General features: G+C 42.8%; 18 protein-coding genes. 12 read left to right on the top strand and 6 right to left on the bottom strand.

Going from position 1 to position 20747, the window contains the following annotated elements:
- Nucleotide 1: 1 nt before the first annotated feature.
- Together AC5YCD_RS01980 and AC5YCD_RS01975 are read right to left on the bottom strand one after the other, a co-directional pair.
- Nucleotides 2–1693, bottom strand: a complete 1692-nt coding sequence (locus AC5YCD_RS01980) for an AMP-binding protein (RefSeq protein ID WP_496128442.1) — start codon at nt 1691–1693, stop codon at nt 2–4.
- Nucleotides 1694–1761: 68 nt separating this feature from the next.
- Nucleotides 1762–2397, bottom strand: coding sequence for a TetR/AcrR family transcriptional regulator (locus AC5YCD_RS01975; protein WP_496128441.1), 636 nt, complete (start codon nt 2395–2397; stop codon nt 1762–1764).
- A gap of 158 nt (nt 2398–2555) precedes the next feature.
- On the opposite strand from AC5YCD_RS01975, the gene AC5YCD_RS01970 reads away from it, so the two are divergent.
- The 8 genes from AC5YCD_RS01970 (at nt 2556) to AC5YCD_RS01935 (ending at nt 12042) form a co-directional block, all read left to right on the top strand.
- The gene (locus tag AC5YCD_RS01970) at nt 2556–3752 is read left to right on the top strand and encodes an isovaleryl-CoA dehydrogenase (protein ID WP_496128440.1); all 1197 of its coding nucleotides are present in this window, start codon (nt 2556–2558) and stop codon (nt 3750–3752) included.
- Nucleotides 3753–3822: 70 nt separating this feature from the next.
- The gene (locus AC5YCD_RS01965) at nt 3823–5472 is read left to right on the top strand and encodes a carboxyl transferase domain-containing protein (RefSeq protein WP_496128533.1); all 1650 of its coding nucleotides are present in this window, start codon (nt 3823–3825) and stop codon (nt 5470–5472) included.
- A gap of 11 nt (nt 5473–5483) precedes the next feature.
- Entirely contained in the window at nt 5484–6278 is a 795-nt protein-coding gene (locus AC5YCD_RS01960) for an enoyl-CoA hydratase/isomerase family protein (RefSeq protein WP_496128439.1), read from the top strand.
- 24 nt (nt 6279–6302) lie between these two features.
- Nucleotides 6303–8294: an acetyl/propionyl/methylcrotonyl-CoA carboxylase subunit alpha gene (locus AC5YCD_RS01955; protein ID WP_496128438.1), complete on the top strand. Its 1992-nt coding sequence runs from the start codon at nt 6303–6305 to the stop codon at nt 8292–8294.
- Entirely contained in the window at nt 8291–9193 is a 903-nt protein-coding gene (locus tag AC5YCD_RS01950) for a hydroxymethylglutaryl-CoA lyase (RefSeq protein ID WP_496128437.1), read from the top strand. The genes AC5YCD_RS01955 and AC5YCD_RS01950 overlap by 4 nt, the downstream gene beginning before the upstream one ends.
- A gap of 19 nt (nt 9194–9212) precedes the next feature.
- Entirely contained in the window at nt 9213–9914 is a 702-nt protein-coding gene (locus AC5YCD_RS01945; RefSeq protein WP_496128436.1) for a CoA transferase subunit A, read from the top strand.
- A gap of 3 nt (nt 9915–9917) precedes the next feature.
- On the top strand, nt 9918–10547 hold the full coding sequence (locus AC5YCD_RS01940) for a CoA transferase subunit B (protein ID WP_496128435.1): 630 nt from the start codon (nt 9918–9920) through the stop codon (nt 10545–10547).
- A gap of 82 nt (nt 10548–10629) precedes the next feature.
- A complete protein-coding gene (locus tag AC5YCD_RS01935; RefSeq protein ID WP_496128434.1) occupies nt 10630–12042 on the top strand; it encodes a short-chain fatty acid transporter in 1413 nt (470 codons plus the stop codon).
- A gap of 45 nt (nt 12043–12087) precedes the next feature.
- On the opposite strand, the gene AC5YCD_RS01930 is transcribed toward AC5YCD_RS01935, so the two are convergent.
- The gene (locus AC5YCD_RS01930; protein WP_496128433.1) at nt 12088–13194 is read right to left on the bottom strand and encodes a beta-ketoacyl-ACP synthase III; all 1107 of its coding nucleotides are present in this window, start codon (nt 13192–13194) and stop codon (nt 12088–12090) included.
- Between the two features lie 31 nt (nt 13195–13225).
- Nucleotides 13226–17122 carry an ATP-dependent RNA helicase HrpA gene (gene hrpA, locus AC5YCD_RS01925; RefSeq protein WP_496128432.1) on the bottom strand — a complete coding sequence of 1299 codons (3897 nt, stop codon included), beginning with the start codon at nt 17120–17122 and terminating at the stop codon, nt 13226–13228.
- A 323-nt stretch (nt 17123–17445) separates the two neighbouring features.
- Between hrpA and ahpC the strand changes: the two genes are divergently transcribed.
- The gene (gene ahpC, locus AC5YCD_RS01920) at nt 17446–18009 is read left to right on the top strand and encodes an alkyl hydroperoxide reductase subunit C (protein WP_122898761.1); all 564 of its coding nucleotides are present in this window, start codon (nt 17446–17448) and stop codon (nt 18007–18009) included.
- A gap of 133 nt (nt 18010–18142) precedes the next feature.
- Nucleotides 18143–18613: a hypothetical protein gene (locus AC5YCD_RS01915; RefSeq protein ID WP_496128431.1), complete on the top strand. Its 471-nt coding sequence runs from the start codon at nt 18143–18145 to the stop codon at nt 18611–18613.
- A 36-nt stretch (nt 18614–18649) separates the two neighbouring features.
- Here the strand turns inward: AC5YCD_RS01915 and AC5YCD_RS01910 are convergent, their stop codons facing one another.
- A complete protein-coding gene (locus AC5YCD_RS01910) occupies nt 18650–19747 on the bottom strand; it encodes a zinc-binding metallopeptidase family protein (protein ID WP_496128430.1) in 1098 nt (365 codons plus the stop codon).
- 268 nt (nt 19748–20015) lie between these two features.
- Here AC5YCD_RS01910 and AC5YCD_RS01905 point away from each other — a divergent pair, with 268 nt between their 5' ends.
- Nucleotides 20016–20222, top strand: a complete 207-nt coding sequence (locus tag AC5YCD_RS01905; RefSeq protein WP_496128429.1) for a KTSC domain-containing protein — start codon at nt 20016–20018, stop codon at nt 20220–20222.
- A gap of 65 nt (nt 20223–20287) precedes the next feature.
- Complete coding sequence (locus AC5YCD_RS01900; RefSeq protein ID WP_496128428.1) at nt 20288–20419, top strand: hypothetical protein; 132 nt, start codon at nt 20288–20290, stop codon at nt 20417–20419.
- Here AC5YCD_RS01900 and AC5YCD_RS01895 read toward each other — a convergent pair.
- The gene (locus AC5YCD_RS01895; RefSeq protein WP_496128427.1) at nt 20414–20629 is read right to left on the bottom strand and encodes a DUF1653 domain-containing protein; all 216 of its coding nucleotides are present in this window, start codon (nt 20627–20629) and stop codon (nt 20414–20416) included. The two genes, AC5YCD_RS01900 and AC5YCD_RS01895, sit on opposite strands and share 6 nt — an antisense overlap.
- Nucleotides 20630–20747: the final 118 nt, after the last annotated feature.

Raw genomic sequence — 20747 nt, 5'->3', positions numbered from 1 at the left:
GTTAAGCAATATCTTCCAGCAAATTAAGTTCTTGGCGCATCAACTCTTGGAGTTTAAATTTTTGTGCCTTACCAGATGCAGTCATCGGGAACTCATCAAAGAAGCGTACATAACGCGGGACTTTGTTATGCGAAATATTCTCTTTGCAATATTGACGAATCGCTTCTTCACTGCAACTTTCGCCTTCATGCAAAATAATACAAGCACACAATTCCTCGCCATAGCGTGGATCAGGCAAACCAATCACTTGCACGTCCATTACCGCAGGATGGGTATATAAGAAGTCCTCGATTTCTTTGGGGAATAAGTTTTCGCCACCCCGAATCACCACATCTTTAATACGGCCTTTGATTTTAATAAAGCCCTCATCATCCATAGAAGCAATATCACCGGTATGCATCCAACGGGCTTTATCAATCACATCAAAGGTTTTGTCTTGATCTTCCCAATAGCCGAGCATCACTGAATAACCTCGGACACACAGCTCGCCCAAGCCACCACGCGGTACAATTTTGCCTTGCTCATCCACAATCTTAATTTCAATATGCGGATGCACGCGTCCCACGGTACCCACACGTTGTTCAATGCTGTCGGTGACAGCACTTTGTGCACTCACCGGTGCAGTTTCAGTCATACCATAGCAAATGGTCACTTCATGCATATGCATGCGTTCAATCACACGTTGCATAATTTCACGCGGACATGGGCTACCCGCCATAATGCCAGTACGTAAACTGCTTAAATCAAATTCTTCAAATTGCTCATGCTCGAGCATGGCAATAAACATGGTCGGCACACCATAGGCTGCAGTACATTTTTCTTGCTCAATGGCTTGTAAGCTGGCCAAAGGGTTAAACACACCCGATGGATAAACCATGGTTGAACCATGCGTAATACAGGCGAGATTGCCCATCACCATACCAAAGCAATGGAACAGCGGTACCGAAATGCAAACACGGTCTTGTGGGGTTAAACGAATCGCTTCTCCAACAAAATAACCATTATTTAAAATGTTATTGTGGGTCAGCATAGTGCCCTTAGGATTACCAGTAGTCCCTGAGGTAAACTGAATATTGATGGTTTCATCAAATTGTAATTCACTGGAAATTTGCTCAAGTTCTGCAAGCTGCTGATCAGTTGGCGCAGCCAATAAGTCACTAAAACGATGAATCGCGCCTTGCTGTTCATCTGAGATTTTAATGACATGCTTTAAGTACGGCAGACGACTACTTGAAAGAATTTTTTCATTAGAATTGCAGAGTTCTGGGGCAATCTTACACAGAATTTCTTGATAATCTGAAGTTTTAAACGCAGGTGCAATGACTAAGCCTACACAAGAGACTTTATTTAACACATATTCAAGTTCGCTGCTTTTATAAGCAGGATTGAGATTCACTAAAATAATACCGGCTTTAAATGCCGCAAATTGAGTAATGGTCCACTCTACACAATTGGGTGACCAAATCGCCAAGCGATCGCCTTTTTTTAGGCCCAATTTGAGTAAGCTACAAGCAAAGGCATTCACCTGCTGTTGCAACTGCTTGTAGCTTAAGCGAATATTTTGCTGCACGCTCACCACAGCATCCTGCTCGGCATATTCGGCACAGGCTTGGTCAAACTTTTCACCAATGGTTGTGCCTAATAGCGGCTGACCACTTGCACCATAGGCATAACTTAAACGGACTTGTGTCATTGAATCATTCTCCTTGATTCTTTTTAATTTTGTTTTTTATGCTTTGCCCACAAACCGTTGTGTGGAATTTAAACGCGGCTTTCTTCCTCTAACATCACCGCATTTAAACAAAAATCAGCGATTTGTTTGACAAAGTAATCCTTATAATTTTGATCAAACAACATATTACGTGACGGATTTAAAGGTTCGATCACTACAAAGGTCATTGTTCCAACAACGCATAATGCAGCGGTATTTAAATCTTCAAATCCAAATTCACCGTTGACTTTCCCTTCGGCTAAAATCTCCTTAATACTCTGTTTGAGCAACTGCTTACTGCGAAAACGCTCATGCTCCACCGATGGATCAATCGGCTCAAACATCAGCGAATAAGCCAGTTGTGGACTATTGAGGGCACGTTTTACAAAAGTTGTGACTGCTTTATGTAATTTCTGTGTTGCAGATAAATCTTGACGTTTGGCAATTGAATCTAAAATCTCAATCTCATACAAAATTGCCGCCGACAACACTTCAATTAAGACCTGACTTTTATTTTCAAAATAGCGATATACCAAGCCACTTGAAACGCCCGCTCGCTCTGCAATCGGTTGAATTTGTGCGTCTTTTAGTCCACCTTGTGCAATCAATTCCCGCGCGGACTGTAAAATCGCAGCACGATTTTGCTCCATGCGTTCTTGCATCAATGATGATCTTTTATAACTCATAATTTAATTCTCAACAAGACAAAAGTGAATTTTAAATCAATTTGTGAATTTATATTCACTTTTTCAAAAAAACATTGTATGTTAGTTTTAAAAGCACAAAAACAACGGCTTTCACCAAGTGATTTGGGAAAAATAAATACAAATTCAGGATGAACAACATGAACGCACATATTCCGTTACAACTTAGTCTACAGACACTTGATTTCGGTTTGGATGATACTTTACTGGCTTTACGCGATTCTGTGGCAACATTTTGTGCCAAAGAAATTGCCCCACTTGCTGCAAGCGTAGATCACGACAATGAATTCCCGGCGCACTTATGGAAAAAAATGGGTGACATGGGCTTACACGGCTTAACGGTGAGTGAAGAATACGGTGGTTCAAACTTAGGATATTTGGCGCATATTGTGGTGATGCAAGAAGTATCCCGTGCCTCTGCTGCCATTGGTTTGTCTTATGGTGCGCATTCCAATTTATGTATTAACCAAATCAAACGTAATGGTTCAGAAGCACAAAAACAAAAGTACCTACCAAAATTAATCTCTGGCGACTATGTGGGCGCTTTAGCGATGTCAGAACCAAATGCTGGTTCAGATGTGGTAAGCATGAAATTACGTGCCGATGATCAAGGCGATCATTATGTATTAAACGGCTCAAAAATGTGGATCACCAACGGTGGTGACGCTGATGTCTTGGTGGTATATGCCAAAACGGACATCAATGCTGGGCCTAAAGGCATGACCGCTTTTATTATTGAAAAAGGCATGCAAGGTTTTAGTCACGGCACGCATTTAGACAAATTGGGTATGCGTGGTTCAAATACCTATCCATTATTTTTTGATAACGTCAAAGTACCTAAAGAAAATGTCATGGGCGGTGTGGGCAATGGCGTTAAAGTGCTGATGAGCGGTTTAGATTATGAACGTGCGGTGTTAAGCGCAGGCCCGCTTGGCATTATGGATGCCTGCATGGACAGCGTGATTCCGTATTTACATGAGCGTAAACAATTTGGTCAAGCCTTAGGTGAATTCCAACTGATGCAAGGCAAAGTCGCGGATATGTATTCAACATGGTTGGCCTGTAAAGCACTGGTATATGCTGTAGGTGCTGAATGTGACAAAGCCGATCATAGCCGCAGCCTACGTAAAGATGCTGCCAGTGCCATTTTATATGCCGCAGAAAAAGCCACATGGATGGCAGGTGAAGCGATCCAAACCTTAGGTGGTAATGGTTACATCAACGAATATTCAGTCGGTCGTCTATGGCGTGATGCCAAACTGTATGAAATTGGTGCTGGCACTTCAGAAATTCGCCGTATGCTGATTGGTCGCGAACTGTTTAACGAAACCAAATAATGCTTTTGGGCACAGCCGTGCCCACATCCTCCCCAATACAACAACAAGATTACATACAAGGATGTTTATGATGAATGTATTACGTCAATTCAATCGCAGCGAAAATGCTCACGATCAACTCAATGTATTAAGCAGCAAACTTAACGTACGTAGCGAAGACTTTAAAAACAATCAAGCCGCAATGCAAAACTTGGTGGCTGACCTAAAAAATATGGCACAAAAAATTGCCTTAGGTGGCGGTGAAAAAGCCCGCGAAAAACATATCGCCCGTGGCAAATTACTGCCACGCGAACGTATTGACCAACTGATTGACGCTGGTAGTGCCTTTTTAGAAATTGGTCAATTGGCCGCTTACCAAGTCTATGCCGATGATGTGCCTGCTGCAGGCGTGGTGGCAGGTATCGGTCAAGTCAATGGCGTGACCTGTATGATTGTCGCTAACGATGCCACCGTCAAAGGCGGCACTTACTACCCGCTCACCGTGAAAAAGCATTTACGCGCGCAAGAAATTGCCGAGCAAAATCATCTGCCATGTATTTATTTGGTTGATTCAGGCGGTGCTTACTTGCCAATGCAAGATGAAGTATTCCCTGACCGTGATCATTTTGGGCGCATTTTCTATAACCAAGCGCGTATGTCAAGCATGGGTATTGCTCAAATTGCGGTGGTGATGGGCAGCTGTACCGCAGGCGGTGCTTATGTGCCAGCCATGTCTGATGAAACCATTATTGTACGTAACCAAGGTACGATTTTCTTAGGGGGCCCACCACTGGTTAAAGCTGCAACAGGTGAAATCGTTTCTGCTGAAGATTTAGGTGGTGGGGATGTGCATACGCGTTTATCTGGCGTTGCCGATCATTTGGCTGAAAACGATGAACACGCCATTGCCATTGCGCGTAACATTGTTAAAAACCTGAATAAAAAACCAAATCTATCTTTTGATCAAATTGAACCACCGCGCTTTGCTGCAGAAGAACTCTATGGCGTAGTACCAAGTGACACACGCAAACCGTTTGATGTGCGTGAAGTGATTGCGCGTATTGTCGATGGTTCACGTTTTGATGAATTTAAAGCGCGTTTTGGTACCACCTTAGTGACGGGTTTTGCTGAGCTTTATGGTATGCCTGTGGGTATTATTGCCAACAACGGTATTTTATTCTCAGAATGTGCACAAAAAGGCGCGCACTTTATTGAACTGTGCACTCAGCGCAATATTCCCCTGCTGTTTATTCAAAACATCACTGGCTTTATGGTCGGTCGCCAGTATGAAAACGAAGGTATTGCCAAACACGGTGCCAAGTTAGTAATGGCGGTGGCGACTGCCAATGTCCCTAAAATTACTTTAATTATTGGCGGTTCATTTGGTGCAGGCAACTACGGTATGTGTGGCCGTGCTTATTCGCCACGTTTCTTATGGACATGGCCAAACTCACGTATTTCGGTGATGGGTGGCGAACAAGCGGCCAGCGTACTGTCCACTTTAAAACGTGACCAAATTGAAGCACGCGGTGAAGAGTGGTCAGCCGATGAAGAAGACCAATTTAAACAACCATTCCGTGATCAGTTTGAACAACAAGGTCATCCGTATTATGCCTCGGCACGTCTTTGGGATGACGGTGTGATTGATCCTGCGCAAAGCCGCCAAGTCTTAGGCCTAAGCTTAGCTGCAGCACTCAATGCACCGATTCAAGAAACCAAATTTGGCGTGTTCCGTATGTAAGGGGGAATGACATGAGCTATGAATTTTTACAACTCGAACAACACGGCGCTGTGGCAACGGTTTGGATGAATCGCGCTGAATTACACAATGCTTTTAATACCCAAGTGATTGAAGAGCTACATACCTGCTTTGCGGCCATTGATCAACGTGATGATATTCGTGTGGTGATTTTAGCCGGACGTGGCAAAAGCTTTTCTGCCGGTGCGGATTTAAACTGGATGAAACAAGCAGGTAGTGCCTCGCGTGAAGAAAATGAAGCCGATGCTTTAAAACTAGCGCAAATGTTACATCAACTGGCGACCTTAAAGCAGCCGACCATTGCCCGTGTACATGGTATTGCCTTTGGCGGTGGCATGGGTTTAGCGTCTGCCTGTGATATTTGTGTGGCGAGTACGGAAGCCAAGTTTGCCACTTCAGAAGTGCGCTTAGGTTTAGCACCATCCACTATTAGCCCCTATGTAATTCGTGCCATTGGCGCGCGCCAAGCCTCACGTTATTTCTTAACTGCTGAGCGTATTTCTGCTGAACAAGCCTTAAAGATTGGCCTAGCACATGAAGTGGCAACGCCTGAAAGTTTAGATCAAAGCATTGATTCTATTGTAGAAGCCTTATTATTGGGTGGCCCTGAAGCGCAAACAGCTTCTAAACAATTGATTCAGATGGTCAATCAACAAGAACTCAGTCAAGATTTACTCAAACAAACCGCACAACATATTGCACATGTACGCCAAGGAACTGAGGCGAAAAATGGTTTGAGTGCGTTTTTAAACAAACAAAGTCCAAGTTGGATTCAAACCACTGCATAACAACAAAAATAGAAGGATACTGCTATGTTTAACAAAATTTTAATTGCCAACCGTGGTGAAATTGCCTGCCGTGTCATTCGTAGTGCGAAAAAATTGGGCATTGCTACCGTTGCGGTGTATTCCGATGCCGACGCGCAAGCTCAGCACGTCAAACAAGCCGATGAAGCGGTGTATATTGGTGAATCGCCTGCGGCACAAAGTTATTTACAAGTTGAACGCATTATTCAAGCGGCACTGGATACAGGTGCACAAGCCATTCACCCAGGTTATGGTTTTTTATCAGAAAACGACCAATTTGCTGAAGCATGTAAAAAAAATAATATCGTGTTTATTGGCCCGCCTGTAGAAGCCATTTTAGCCATGGGTTTAAAAGCCACCTCGAAAGCCTTAATGGAAAAAGCTGGTGTACCTTTAACCCCGGGTTATCATGGCAGCAATCAAGATGCCGAGTTTTTAAAACAACAAGCTGATGCCATTGGCTACCCTGTACTCATTAAAGCCAGCGCGGGTGGTGGCGGTAAAGGCATGCGTTTAGTAGAACGTAGTGAAGACTTTTCAGCTGCCCTTGCCTCATGTAAAAGTGAAGCCAAAGCCAGCTTTGCCAATGATGATGTCTTAATTGAGCGTTATGTAGTACAACCACGTCATATCGAAGTACAAGTCTTTGGTGATACACATGGCAACTATGTACATTTGTTTGAACGTGATTGCTCGGTGCAACGTCGTCATCAAAAAGTCTTAGAAGAAGCACCAGCACCTAACATGGCTGAGCCAAAACTTGAAGCCATGCGCCAAGCTGCGATTGATGCTGCCCGTGCCGTGAATTACGTGGGTGCGGGTACAGTTGAGTTTATCGTCGAACAAGACGGTACGGCCTATTTCATGGAAATGAACACCCGCTTACAAGTTGAACATCCTGTAACGGAAATGATTACAGGTCAAGATTTAGTCGAGTGGCAACTGCGTGTGGCTTATGGCGAAGCACTACCTAAAGAGCAACATGAACTGAGCATCCATGGTCATGCACTAGAGGCGCGTGTCTATGCCGAAGAGCCAGAAAAAGGCTTTTTACCAGCCATTGGTCAAATTCATTACTTAAGCTATCCAACCCAAAATGCACATGTGCGTGTGGATAGCGGTATTGTCGAAGGCGATGAAATTACCACCTACTACGACCCGATGATTGCCAAACTGATTGTGTGGGGTGAAAACCGTGAAGCGGCGCTCACGCAAATGCATCATGCACTAAGCCAATTCCATGTGGATGGTTTAGGCAACAACATTGCCTTTTTAGACCGCTTGGTACGCTGTGAATCCTTTGCCAATGCGCATCTAGATACGGGTCTAATTCAACGTGAAGAAGCATTTTTACTTGGCCCACAGCCACAAATCTCGCCAGAATTAGTGGTGTCTGCTGCACTCACTGAATTACTGTCGCGTTTTGCCAGCAATAAAACTGCCAATAATCCAGTTTGGCAAGCTGCATCGTTATTGCGCGTCAATATCAATGCCCGTTATGCGGTAAAATTTGCCATCAATGGTATTGAAAATGTGGTGCACTTTACTGCACAAAACGCAGGCTATATCGCAGAATACGACGGCCAAAGCTATGTGATAAATGGTCAGTTGTTAGATGCACATCATGTCAAAATTGAGTTAGCGGGTCGTAAAACCGATTACGCCTTTAGCTTAAGTGACAGTGGTTTAACTGTTTATCACAACGGTCAAAGCCATCATTTTGCTCATATTCAACCAAGCTTTAACAGCCAAGATGACAGCGCCGATGCGGGCAATTTAAAAGCACCAATGCCGGGGGTGATTACTCAAGTTTTAGTGCAACCCAACAGCCAAGTCAAAAAAGACGATGTGTTACTGACTTTAGAAGCCATGAAAATCGAATATTCGATTCGTGCACCGCAAGATGGCGTGGTGGCAGCAGCTTATTTCCAAGCCGGTGATCAAGTCAAAGCTGGTGATGAATTGGTGGAATTTGTGGCCTTGGAGGATGTGGCATGAGTGAATTTGTCAAAATCGTCGAGGTTGGGCCGCGCGATGGCCTACAAAACGAAAAAACACCATTGACTTTAACGGATCGTAAAAATCTAATTTTAGATTTAATGCAAACTGGCGTAAGTGCGATTGAGGTTGGTTCGTGTGTATCAGCCAAATGGGTACCGCAAATGGCGATGAGCGATCAGCTCTTTGCCGAGTTGCCAAAAGACCCAGACATCAGCTTAAGCTTACTGACGCCCAATATCAAAGGGTTTGAATCGGCTTTAGCGGTGGGCTGCCAAGAAGTTGCGGTATTTACCGCAGCTTCTGAAAGCTTTACTCAAAAAAACATCAATTGCTCAATTGACGAAAGCTTTGCCAAATTCGCCGATATTTTTGCCGCTGCTAAACAGCACAATATTAAAGTGCGTGGTTATGTCTCATGTATCGTGGATTGCCCTTATGAAGGTGCCATTGAGCCGAAAGTCGTGGCACAGGTCACTGAGCGCTTACTGGAAATGGGCTGCTATGAAGTATCTTTAGGCGAAACCATTGGTACAGCCACGCCTAACCGCGTTAAACAGGTCTGGGATGCCTGTTTAGCTACAACCGATGCCAAACTTTTGGCAGGTCATTTCCATAATACCTATGGCATGGCGATTGCCAACATTTATCAATCACTTGAACAAGGCATTCGCGTGTTTGATTCATCGATTGCTGGCCTTGGTGGCTGTCCATATGCCAAAGGCGCATCAGGTAATGTCTCCACCGAAGATCTGTACTATTTACTCTCCAATATGGGCTTTAGCACGGATATTAACGTGGATGCATTAATGCGTGCGAGTCAAAATATCAGCCAAGTATTACAGCGCAATAATCCATCCAATTATGCCAATGCCTACTGGCAACAGCGCTGCGCTTAAAGATCAAAAGAGAATAACAATGAATAAAGTATATGCAAGTGCAGCCGAGGCGCTGCAAGACGTGGTCAAAGACGGACAAAGCTTAGCGGTAGGTGGTTTTGGCTTATGCGGTATTCCTGAAGCCTTAATTGCCGCCTTAAAAGACACTGGGGTTAAAAACTTAACCTGTATTTCGAATAATGCTGGTGTCGATGGTTTTGGTTTAGGTTTATTGTTAGAAACCAAACAAATTAAAAAAATGATTGCCTCTTATGTGGGTGAAAATAAGGAATTTGAACGCCAATTTTTAAATGGTGAGTTAGAAGTAGAACTCACCCCACAAGGGACGCTAGCAGAAAAACTACGTGCTGGTGGTGCAGGTATTCCGGCCTTTTTTACCGCAACGGGCGTGGGAACTTTAATTGCCGAAGGCAAAGAACTGCGTGAATTTAACGGCAAAGAATATATCTTAGAGCATGCCTTAACTGCTGATGTGGCTTTAGTCAAAGCCTATAAAGCGGATAAAGCCGGTAATTTAATTTTCCGTAAAACTGCACAAAATTTTAACCCTGTGTGTGCTACAGCCGCCAAAATCTGTATTGCTGAAGTGGAAGAAATTGTTGAGATTGGCGATTTAGATCCCGATGAAATCCATCTACCGGGTATTTATGTACAGCGCATTATTTTAAATGCCACACCTGAAAAACGCATTGAACAACTGACTTTAAAAGTGGAGGCTTAAGCCATGGCTTGGACACGTAACGAAATGGCGCAGCGCGCCGCTTTAGAGTTAGAAGATGGCTTTTATGTCAATTTAGGTATTGGCTTACCTACGCTAGTGGCTAACTATATTCCTGCAAATATGAATGTCTGGCTGCAATCAGAAAACGGCTTATTGGGCATTGGTGAATTTCCAACAGAAGCAACAGTAGATGCCGATTTAATTAATGCCGGTAAGCAAACCGTGACTGCACGCAAAGGCGCAGCCTTTTTTTCCAGTGCCGACTCTTTTGCCATGATTCGTGGTGGTCATGTCAATATTGCCATTTTAGGTGCCATGGAAGTCTCTCAAAGCGGTGATCTTGCCAACTGGATGATTCCCGGTAAAAAAGTCAAAGGCATGGGCGGCGCGATGGACTTAGTCGCAGGCGTGCAAAAAGTCGTGGTGCTGATGGAACATAGTGCCAAAGATGGTACACCCAAAATTGTCGAGCAATGTGCCCTACCTTTAACTGGCAAAGGCGTAGTACAGCGTATTATCACCGACTTAGGCGTGATGGATATCACCCCTGAAGGGATTAAGTTGGTAGAACTCGCCAAAGACGTGACTTTAGATGAGATTCAAAAGGTCACGGGCGTAAAACTCATCGCCTAAATTACGCATCACATTTTCAGCCCTTTAAAGCACTAGGTTTTAAAGGGCTTTTTTAATTAAAAAAACAGCATGGAATATAAAGATGGAACAACAAAATTTTATGCAGCGCTTTGCGCTTCGCGTCAGTGATTGGTCAGAAAAATGGTTTCCTGACTCCTATATTTTTGCCCTCCTTGGCGTGGTGATTGTCGCCCTTGCCGCAATTTTCATAGGTGCTCCGGCACAGTCCGTGGCGCTCTCTTTTGGCGATGGCTTTTGGAGCCTGATTCCGTTTACCTTACAAATGTGTATGCTGATTGTAGTGGGCTATGTAGTATCGGTGTCTAAACCCGTACAAGCGCTAATTCGCATACTGGCTCGTCTTCCTCATTCAGGTCGCGGGGCAATTGTCTTGGTGGCCACGGTCAGTTTGCTTATTTCTTTAGTCAATTGGGCGATGAGTACTGTTCTGACTGCTCTATTGGTGATTGCCTTAGCGCAACGTAAAGAGCTGAATATGGACTACCGTGCTGCGGCAGCCGCCGCGATTATTGGTATGGGCGCCACATGGGCACTGGGCATTAGTTCATCAGCTGCACAAATTCAAGCCAATAAAGCCAGTCTACCCGAACCGATTTATAACTTAACTGGCGTGATTCCCTTTACCGAAACCATCTTTTTACCGCAATCGATGATTATGACCGCAGTGCTGATTGTTGCCTCTATCGCCATCGCTTTTTGGTCTGCACCTAAAGGCCAACACATTAAAACCATAGAGCATTTTGATATTCAACTTGATGAAGAAAAGCCTGTTGATCCGCAAGCTCCTAAACGCCCCGGTGATTGGTTAGAAAACTCACCTTTATTAAGTATTTTAATTGTAATTTTGGGTGTGGTATGGATGGTCAATGAATTTAGCAAAAGTAACCCGATTTTGGCGATCTCCAGCCTTAATACTTATAATTTTATTTTCTTAATGCTGGGCATTGCCCTGCATGGCACACCACGTAATTTTTTAAATGCGGTGACAAAAGCCGTTCCTGCTGTATCTGGGGTTTTAATCCAATTTCCTTTGTATGGCAGCATCGCCTTTATGATGACCAATGCCCATAACGCGCAAGATTTATCACTTTCGCATTATATTGCTGAGTTTTTTGTTTCCATTGCCTCGCAAGAAACCTTTGCCATTGTCATGGGGGTTTACTCAGCTATTTTAGGTTTCTTTATTCCTTCAGGCGGTGGCAAATGGATTATTGAAGCACCCTATGTCATGCAAGCTGCCAATGACTTAAAAGTGCATTTGGGCTGGTCGGTACAAATTTATAATGCGGCAGAAGCCCTGCCCAACTTAATTAACCCATTTTTTATGTTACCCATGCTGGGTATTTTAAAAATTAAAGCCAAAGATGTGATTGGTTTTACCGTGACCCAACTGATTTTCCATATTCCATTGGTGCTGTTTTTACTGTGGTTCTTAGGTCGTACTTTAACTTATACACCACCAGTATTTTCATAAATAAAAAAGGCGCATTCAGCGCCTTTTTTATGTGCAATTTAAAACTTAAACCACAACTTTTTTCACTAAGATTGAGCCTACTGAGTAGCCCGCACCAAATGAACACAATACGCCGTATTCACCGTCGTTGACTTCATGACCAGTTTTATGCAACGCAATCATTACGCCGGCAGATGACGTATTGGCAAATTCATCGAGGATAATTGGCGCACGTTCAATTGGCGCTTCTTTACCTGCAACATATTTTAAAATCAATTCGTTCATGTTGACATTGGCTTGGTGCAACCAGAAACGTTTGATGTGTTCAGGGGTTAAGTTGTTTTTCTCCACTTGGTTTTTAATGGTTTTTGCAACTAACGGACAAACTTCTTTAAATACTTTACGTCCGTCTTGACGGAACAATAAGCCTTTACCTGTCGCTTGTTCAGCTGGGTTTAAATAACCAAAGTTATTGCGAATGTTGTTTGAGAACTGGGTGTAGAGATAGGTATCTAAAATTTCAAAACCAGTTTTGCTGTCTGTCTCTTCAATGATAGACGCCATGGCCACATCACCAAAAATAAAGTGTGAATCACGTGAAGTATAATCCAACTGACCTGATGTAATTTCAACGTTCACCAACAACACACGGCGCGCGCCACATTTGATCGCGTCATAGGCTTGCTTTAAACCAAAGGTTGCTGCTGAACATGCCACGTTCATATCGTAGCCATAGCCTTGAATCCCCAATTCAGATTGGATTTCAATCGCAAGTGCTGGATAACCACGTTGTAATTGTGAACATGCCATAATTACTACATCGATGTCTTCAGCAGTGACACCTGCATTGTCCATCGCTTGTTTGGCTGCTGCCACGCCCCATTCCGCTTGTAATGAAATTTCTTCATTTGGACGTTCAGTTAAACGTGGACGCATAGTGTCGATATCTAAAATACCTGACTTTTCTGCCACATAACGGCTTTTAATGCCTGATGCTTTTTCAATAAATTCTGCACTCGAAGTACGCAGCTCTTCAAGTTCACCCGCGGCAATTTGAGCTGCGTTTTCAGTGTTATAACGTTCTACATAAGCATTTAAACTTTGAACTAACTCTTCGTTCGTGATGGTTTCAGCAGGTGTATATAAACCTGTACCTGTAATACGGATGCCCATGTAAAACTCCTATGGAAAAATGGTGAGTATATTAACGGATTCCTAAACGTTCCCAAACTTTTTGTAGACGATTGGCTGAAATTGGCATCTTGGTTTTCATCGGTTGAGAAAACAATGAGATGCGCAGCTCCTCGACCATAAAGTAGAGCTCTTTTAGGCGCGGGTCATTTTTAAAAGTGAACAATTTTTCCATCCAAGGGTCAACTTGATCAATGGCAGAATCATCCCTTTGTAAATTATTTGGCAAACGTTCAAGGCGCATGATCAGCGCTTTTAAGTAACGTGGAAACTCAAGCCATACATCGGATGGCTTAATATAGACAAAGTTAGCCAATGACATAAGATCAAGTTGATCTTCAATGTCATCCATACTTTTGCCAAATACGGCGTCATTTAAGCCACTTAAACGACGACGAATCTCTTGCCACTGAATATAAATTTCCGACATGACCTGTAGTGCAGTTTGTCCATGCGTTAAAAAGGTCTTTTTCACCTGTTGCAGCAAAGTTTCAAACTCAGCGGCATTGACAGGTAAATCGGTAATCGCCATTTCTAAAGTGGCATAGACCAACATTTGCTCAAGTTTAGCTTTATCGCCAAGTGGTGAATAAGCCAATGCCAAAGGTTTAGAAATTTGTTTTTTTAGCTGACGAATAAGATCACCGAGTTGCATATGCACCAGACGAATCACCCCTTGGCGATGCTGCTTAATGGCCTCCAACTGATCATTGAAGGTTTGAATCACCACACCCGATTCATCTTTTTGCTCTAATGCCGCAAAATCTTTCGTAGCGACCAAAGCTTGGTATTGTTTGACAATAACACCCGTAACTTTTTGAGAAGCCTCAAACACAAATTGCTCAGGGAAAGTTTTAAACTCACCTTTGAGCTGTTTCACTGGGCTATGCGTCTCTGCTCGGCAACGAGCTTTAAGTTCGTTTAAGTCACGCCCTTGCTCAATCACACGACCTTTTTCATCAATCACTTGAATAAAAGGCAATAGATATTGATCTATACGCTCAAGATTAAAGTCATGCGCTGTGACCTGCTCGCCGCGCAATTGGAAACTTAAGAAAGTTAAAATATGTTCGCGTAAATGTAGCGCATCCACACGTTGCATAAGCTTACGTGCGGTATCAGGGATTGGCACTAAATTACGACGTTTATCTTTAGGTAGTGTCTTGAGTAGCGCTTCAATTAAATCTTGACGCCAACCTGGAATCCCCCATGACCAAATATTTTCATCCACTTGGGCTAAGGCTTGTAGAGGAATTTTGACCGTAGCGCCATCTTGATTATGACTTGGATCAAAACGATAACTGGCGGCTAAACGCAAGCTGCCATTATGTAAATAATCTGGGAATTGCTGCGTGGTTGGACGGTCATTGAGCCACAGTGCATCATCCTCAACAAATAAGTAACGCGGCTGTTTAGGCTCAACTGTGGCACGCCAATCTTCAAAGCTACGACGACTAGCAACGTCTGTAGGTACTTTTTCGGCATAAAATTGATAAATGGTTTCTTCATCCACCACCAAATCACGACGACGTAATTTGTCTTCAACACGCTCAACTTCTTCAAGTTTGAGTAGGTTATGCTTTAAAAATGGCGGGGTAATGCCTAAGTTACCTGTGGTTAAGGCATCACGTAAGAAAATCTCATGCGCTGCGGCCTGATCGACTTTTTCATAGTTCATCAAGCGACGTGGTTCAATAATTAAACCAAACAGCGAGATTTGATCATAGGCATTCACGATACCGGCTTTTTTCGACCAATGCGGTTCAAAATAATGATGTTTAAGCAAGTCACCTGCAGCCAGTAAAATCCATTCAGGTTCAATCTTCGCTAAGGTACGTAAATACACTTGCGAAGTTTCCACCATCTCAAAGGCCATGACCCAAGGCGTATTGGTTTTATGCAGGGTTGAAGCAGGGAAAATACGTGCTTTTTGCTGACGCACCGCCATAAATACATTGCGCTCATCGGTTTTATTGGCAATAAATGACAATAAACCGGTCAGTAAAGCACGATGTAGATTTTCGTAATTGGCTTTTTTCGGGTTAAACGACAGTTTTAAACCTTGGGCTAAATCCACCAATTGTTCGTGGGTTTTTTTCCATTCACGTAAGCGTAACCAACTTAAGAAATGCTGACGCGCAAAGTTACGCCGCTTATTTTCGCTCATACTTTCACGATTGGCGTGCAGCGTTTCCCACAGTTTTAAATAGAATAAAAAGTCAGAATCGGCTTCACGGAATAAAGCATGCTTTTGATCGGCTTGCATTTGTTTATCGGCAGGACGTTCACGTGGGTCTTGTACCGCAAGCGCAGCCACAATTACCAAGACTTCATTAAGCACACCAAAATGCGCGCCACCTAAAATCATACGGGCAAGGCGTGGGTCAATCGGCATTTTTGCCATTTGTTGACCGATTTTGGTTAATCCCCCTAAAGTGGCTGACTGCTTTTTGTCAGCCACTTTAGGGGGATTAACTTTCTCCGTCATCGCGCCCAGTTCAATCAGCAACTTACGACCGTCATTGACTAAACGTAAATCTGGTGGCTCGATAAAATCAAAGTCTTCCAAGTCACCAAAACCTAAACTTTGCATCTGTAAAATCACCGATGCCAAGTTGGTACGTTTAATTTCCGGTTCGGTAAATTCAGGACGACTTAAAAAATCTTCCTCAGAATACAAGCGAATACACACACCCGGCGCAATACGACCACAGCGCCCTTTACGCTGATTGGCTGCGGCTTGCGAAATGGCTTCAATCGGTAATCGTTGCACGCGAGAGCGGTAGTTATAACGTGAAATACGCGCAAAACCACTGTCAATGACATAACGAATATTCGGTACAGTTAACGCAGTTTCTGCCACGTTGGTGGCAATAATAATACGACGCCCACCACCCGATGGATTAAAGATTTTTTGTTGTTCCGCTAAGGCCAAACGGGCATACAGCGGTAAAATTTCGGTATGCCGTGGGCCATATTTTTGTAAGGTTTCTTGCAACTCACGAATTTCTTGTTCGGTTGAGGCAAAGACCAAAATATCGGCATGTTCAGGATGCCCTTTGGCTTGTGCATCCGCAAAACATTCTTCTACAGCCGCAACCACCGCACGCGGTAGATTTTCTTCAAAATCATCAAATTCGTCATCATCACTGCCGCCAACAGGCAGCTCAGACACTGGGCGATAACGCACCTCAACAGGGAAACTACGTCCTTCAACTTCAAAAATTGGTGCGCCATTAAAGTAATTGCTAAAGCGATTAACATCTAAAGTTGCCGAAGTAATGATGACTTTTAAATCTTTACGACGTGGCAACAACTGCTTTAAGTAGCCCATAATAAAGTCGATATTCAGCGAACGTTCATGCGCTTCATCGATAATAATGGTGTCATATTTGGTGAGAAAACGGTCATTTGCTAATTCTGCGAGCAAAATACCATCGGTCATTAAACGCACAATAGAATCTTGCGAACCTTGTTCATTAAAACGCACTTTAAATGAAATCGATTCACCGAGTTTTTCACCGACTTCTTCAGCAATACGCTGCGAGACACTGCGCGCCGCCAAACGTCGCGGCTGAGTATGACCAATGAGACCAGTTAAACCGCGCCCTGCCAGCATCGCAATTTGCGGTAATTGTGTTGTTTTACCAGAACCCGTTTCACCTGCGACAATAATCACTTGATGCTGATTAATCGCATCGATTAATTTATCGACATATTGGGTAACAGGTAAATCTTGATTGAGGCGAATATGAGGCAAACGCTCAACGCGCTGTAACACTTTGGCATGTGACTGATCCCAAAGTGCCTGATATTGTTCTTGATTGGCATCCTTTCCTTTACGTAGTCGATTTAAACGATGAAGGTCACGCGCCATCACCAACTGTTCTACATTTAAATCTCGCTGCACTGAAAAGTATTCCTAAAGCTCACAATAGCGCGCTATTTTACGCTGTTATCGCATTTGGGGAAAGCATAAGACTTTTGAATATTTTGGACTTTTTTGTGTAGTTGCCCTTGAATTTTTTAATCGCATCCCCACGTTTTTAACAGCTTTGCAAACTATATCTGTTGTACTAATTTATATAGCAGGTTTACTGGTTTGAAACAGACTTTTGTGGCTTCAATTCGGATTTTCCGATTTTATTCATGCAAAAATTCTGTTTTAGCAAGCCGCTTAATTTCTATATGCTTATGGAAATCAAATTACAAACCTCAATCATGGAGACAATGATGAGCTTAATTAATACTGAAGTTAAACCATTTAACGCAACTGCGTACCACAACGGTCAATTCGTTGAATTATCAGAAGCTGATCTTAAAGGCAAATGGTCTGTAGTATTCTTCTACCCAGCTGACTTTACTTTTGTTTGCCCAACTGAGCTTGGTGACCTTGCGGACAACTACGCTGAATTCCAAAAATTAGGCGTGGAAATCTACGGTGTATCTACTGACACTCACTTCACTCACAAAGCTTGGCACGACACTTCTGACGTAATTGGTAAAATCCAATACCCATTAATCGGCGATCCAACTTGGACTTTATCTAAAAACTTCGAAGTATTAATTGAAGCTGCTGGTCTTGCTGACCGTGGTACTTTCGTTATCGATCCAGAAGGTAAAATCCAAATCGTTGAAATCAACGCGGGTGGTATCGGCCGTGACGCGCAAGAACTTCTTCGTAAAGTGAAAGCGGCTCAATACGTACACGCTCACCCAGGCGAAGTTTGCCCTGCTAAATGGAAAGAAGGCGACGCAACTCTTGCGCCTTCAATCGACTTAGTTGGTAAAATCTAATCTTGATTAGATCAAACTGATTCAAAAAAACCACGCTGTTAGCGTGGTTTTTTTATGTCTTTTCATCTATCAAAACTTATCTTTATAGTATTAATAGGGCAAAATATAGCCAAATATCGTTTAGGGCTTTATCATGCATAAATTTACCGCTATTTTCTTGTGCTTCATTGCCTTACCAAGCTTTGCTGACACGCTGATTTGCCAAGGTCAATTGCGCAATAAAAATATCAATGCTGATCTGGTGGTCGAAAAAAAATGTATCTTAGACAATGCTAAAATTAACGGCAATATTGAGATCAAGCAACATGGCAGTTTGGTATTAAAACGCAGCCAAGTCAGTGGCAATATTCAAGCTGATGCCTATTTTAGTGGTATACAAATTGAAGAAACCCATGTTGCAGGCAACATTCAGTTGGCCGCAGGACGTGAGATCATGTTAAAACGCAATCAAGTTGCAGGAGAGATTGATTTACAAAATAATCTCGGCGTCATTCAACTCGAGCATAATCGCAGCCAAGCATTATTGTGCGTGCATAACCGTATTGCCCCGCTAGGTGCTCATAATCAAGCGTCTTCTAAAGTGGCACAATGCCAAACGCTCTAAAAAAACCACGCACTTAGCGTGGTGGTTATGTTTAGTTTAAGCTGCTTGGTGTGCTTTTTGTGCTGTGGCTTGAATCACTTCATGAATAAATCTTAATTTATTTTGTACTTCAAGGTTAATGACAAAGGGATAAAAATCCTCTTGTCCCATACTGCGATTTAAGCTATTCATGGCAAAGGAAATTGGCAGCCAAGCTTGATAAATCTCATCAAAACTTTGATTATAATAAGGATTTTTCTTTACAGCCAAATGCATTAAATGGTCTTGTTGCTGCTGTACCACTTGAGGGCGAATTTGCATCCCAAAAGAATCTGCTGTTTCAAGCACATCGACAATATGTAAATAATGCGCCCATGTTTCCGCCCAATCTTCCCAAGGATGCATGGTGGCATAAGGGCTAATATAATGTTGCATCCAATCACTTGGCGGCCCTTGATGATAATGACGATCTAGCGCTTGCTGATAATCCATGCGTTCATCGCCAAATAATGCCCGACACGGCTCCAAAAATGCTGTGCCATCGACCAATACATCCCAATAATAATGCCCGATTTCATGGCGAAAATGCCCAAGTAAGGTACGATACACTTCATCCATATTGTGACGCGCCATGGCACGTTCCACATCATCAGCCTCAGCAATATTTAAGGTAATCAAGCCATTATCATGTCCTGTCATGACTTTAGGTTCATGAGGACAATTTGGGTCGGCTTTAAAGTCAAAGGCCAAACCCTGCTGTGGATTTTGGATTTTATTTTCCAGTGGTAATTGCCAACGCAATAAAGCATACACTAAGCGATGTTTAGCCAGTTCAATTTTATGCCAACGCTGACGATATTCAGGCTCGCTCAAATCAGGAATTACTCGATTAAGTGCACAAGCAAGACAAAATTGCGCTGGGTCTGTCTCTGCCAATAACCAATTACACACCTGATACTGTTTATTTTGACAAAATTTATAACGAGTTTGACTGTTGGGTTCACTCAGGCTGTGATCTTGTTCTGAGTAGTGTAAGGCGACCATCTGCATTTGCTTGGCATCAAAGCCTAAAACATGCTGACAAGCCGTACAATAATTATTATCAAAATACACTGGTTGATGGCAGTTAGAACATTCAAATAATTGCATTTTCATTCTCAATCATTGTTATTTTGCTGAATTTTAATTGAGTTTTTAACGCGACTACACCACACAATTGTTACTTTTTTCATCTGCCCCACAGCCTCGAATTGTTGATGAAGCTACAGCACTTTTGTGCTGCTGTTTGGCATAAATTTGGCATAGCAACTTGAATGTAGCAGTTTACAATACTGCTATATAGAAAAGCGGCTAATTCAAGTAATTTCAAATAAGCCGCAACATAATAATGATAGAAAAAACCTTTGTGAATAAGGAGTTGCCTATGGGAGTAGCACTTAGAGTCACGTCATGGAGATATAATTCGACGTCTCGGCATTTACATATTTTTTATGACAATGGCTCAGCAGAGCTGTATTACTCTGTACCTAAATTTGTCTATGCCAATTTATTACGTCGTAGTGATAAAGCCGCTTTCGTACACAAATATTTAGAATATGATGTGCATTTTACTAAAGTCAGTTTGCTCTAAGCCAAATCGCCAGTATCCCCTTATAAAACAGCGTGAATGTCAGCTTTCGCCCTATATTCACGCTTATGGCAGCAATCTCGTACATGTTGCCCCATCGTTGGTTTAAAGCCTGTGGTGACCGTTGGACTGTGGCAATCGCTCTACATATCACTATAGGTACTGGTTTTGACTGCTCTATCCTATATATGGACTTATAATGCTTGAATCAATTTAAAACGTGGCATAACGTGCCCCTCTATCTCGACATCTTCTAAAAACATCTCCAGTGGGCGCACCCACATCGAATAATCCCCATATAAACATTGGTACACCACCAATTGTTCTTGTGTTTCACTATGGCTCGCCACATGAAAAACTTGGTAGTGCTTGCCTTTATAATGCTGGTAAATACCACGCTGTAATTGCATAAAATCACTGCTCTTTTGAAATAAAGCGATTAAATTAACATAAATGAGTCGCTGCTGCTTTACTTGAAACTTAACATAAATCCCCCATATAGACTTATGAAATTGTTGATGAAACGAT

It is taken from the genome of Acinetobacter sp. CY05 (assembly GCF_059515805.1).
Note: the sequence above shows the minus strand (reverse complement) of the source record. Positions and strands in the feature narration are given on the sequence as shown.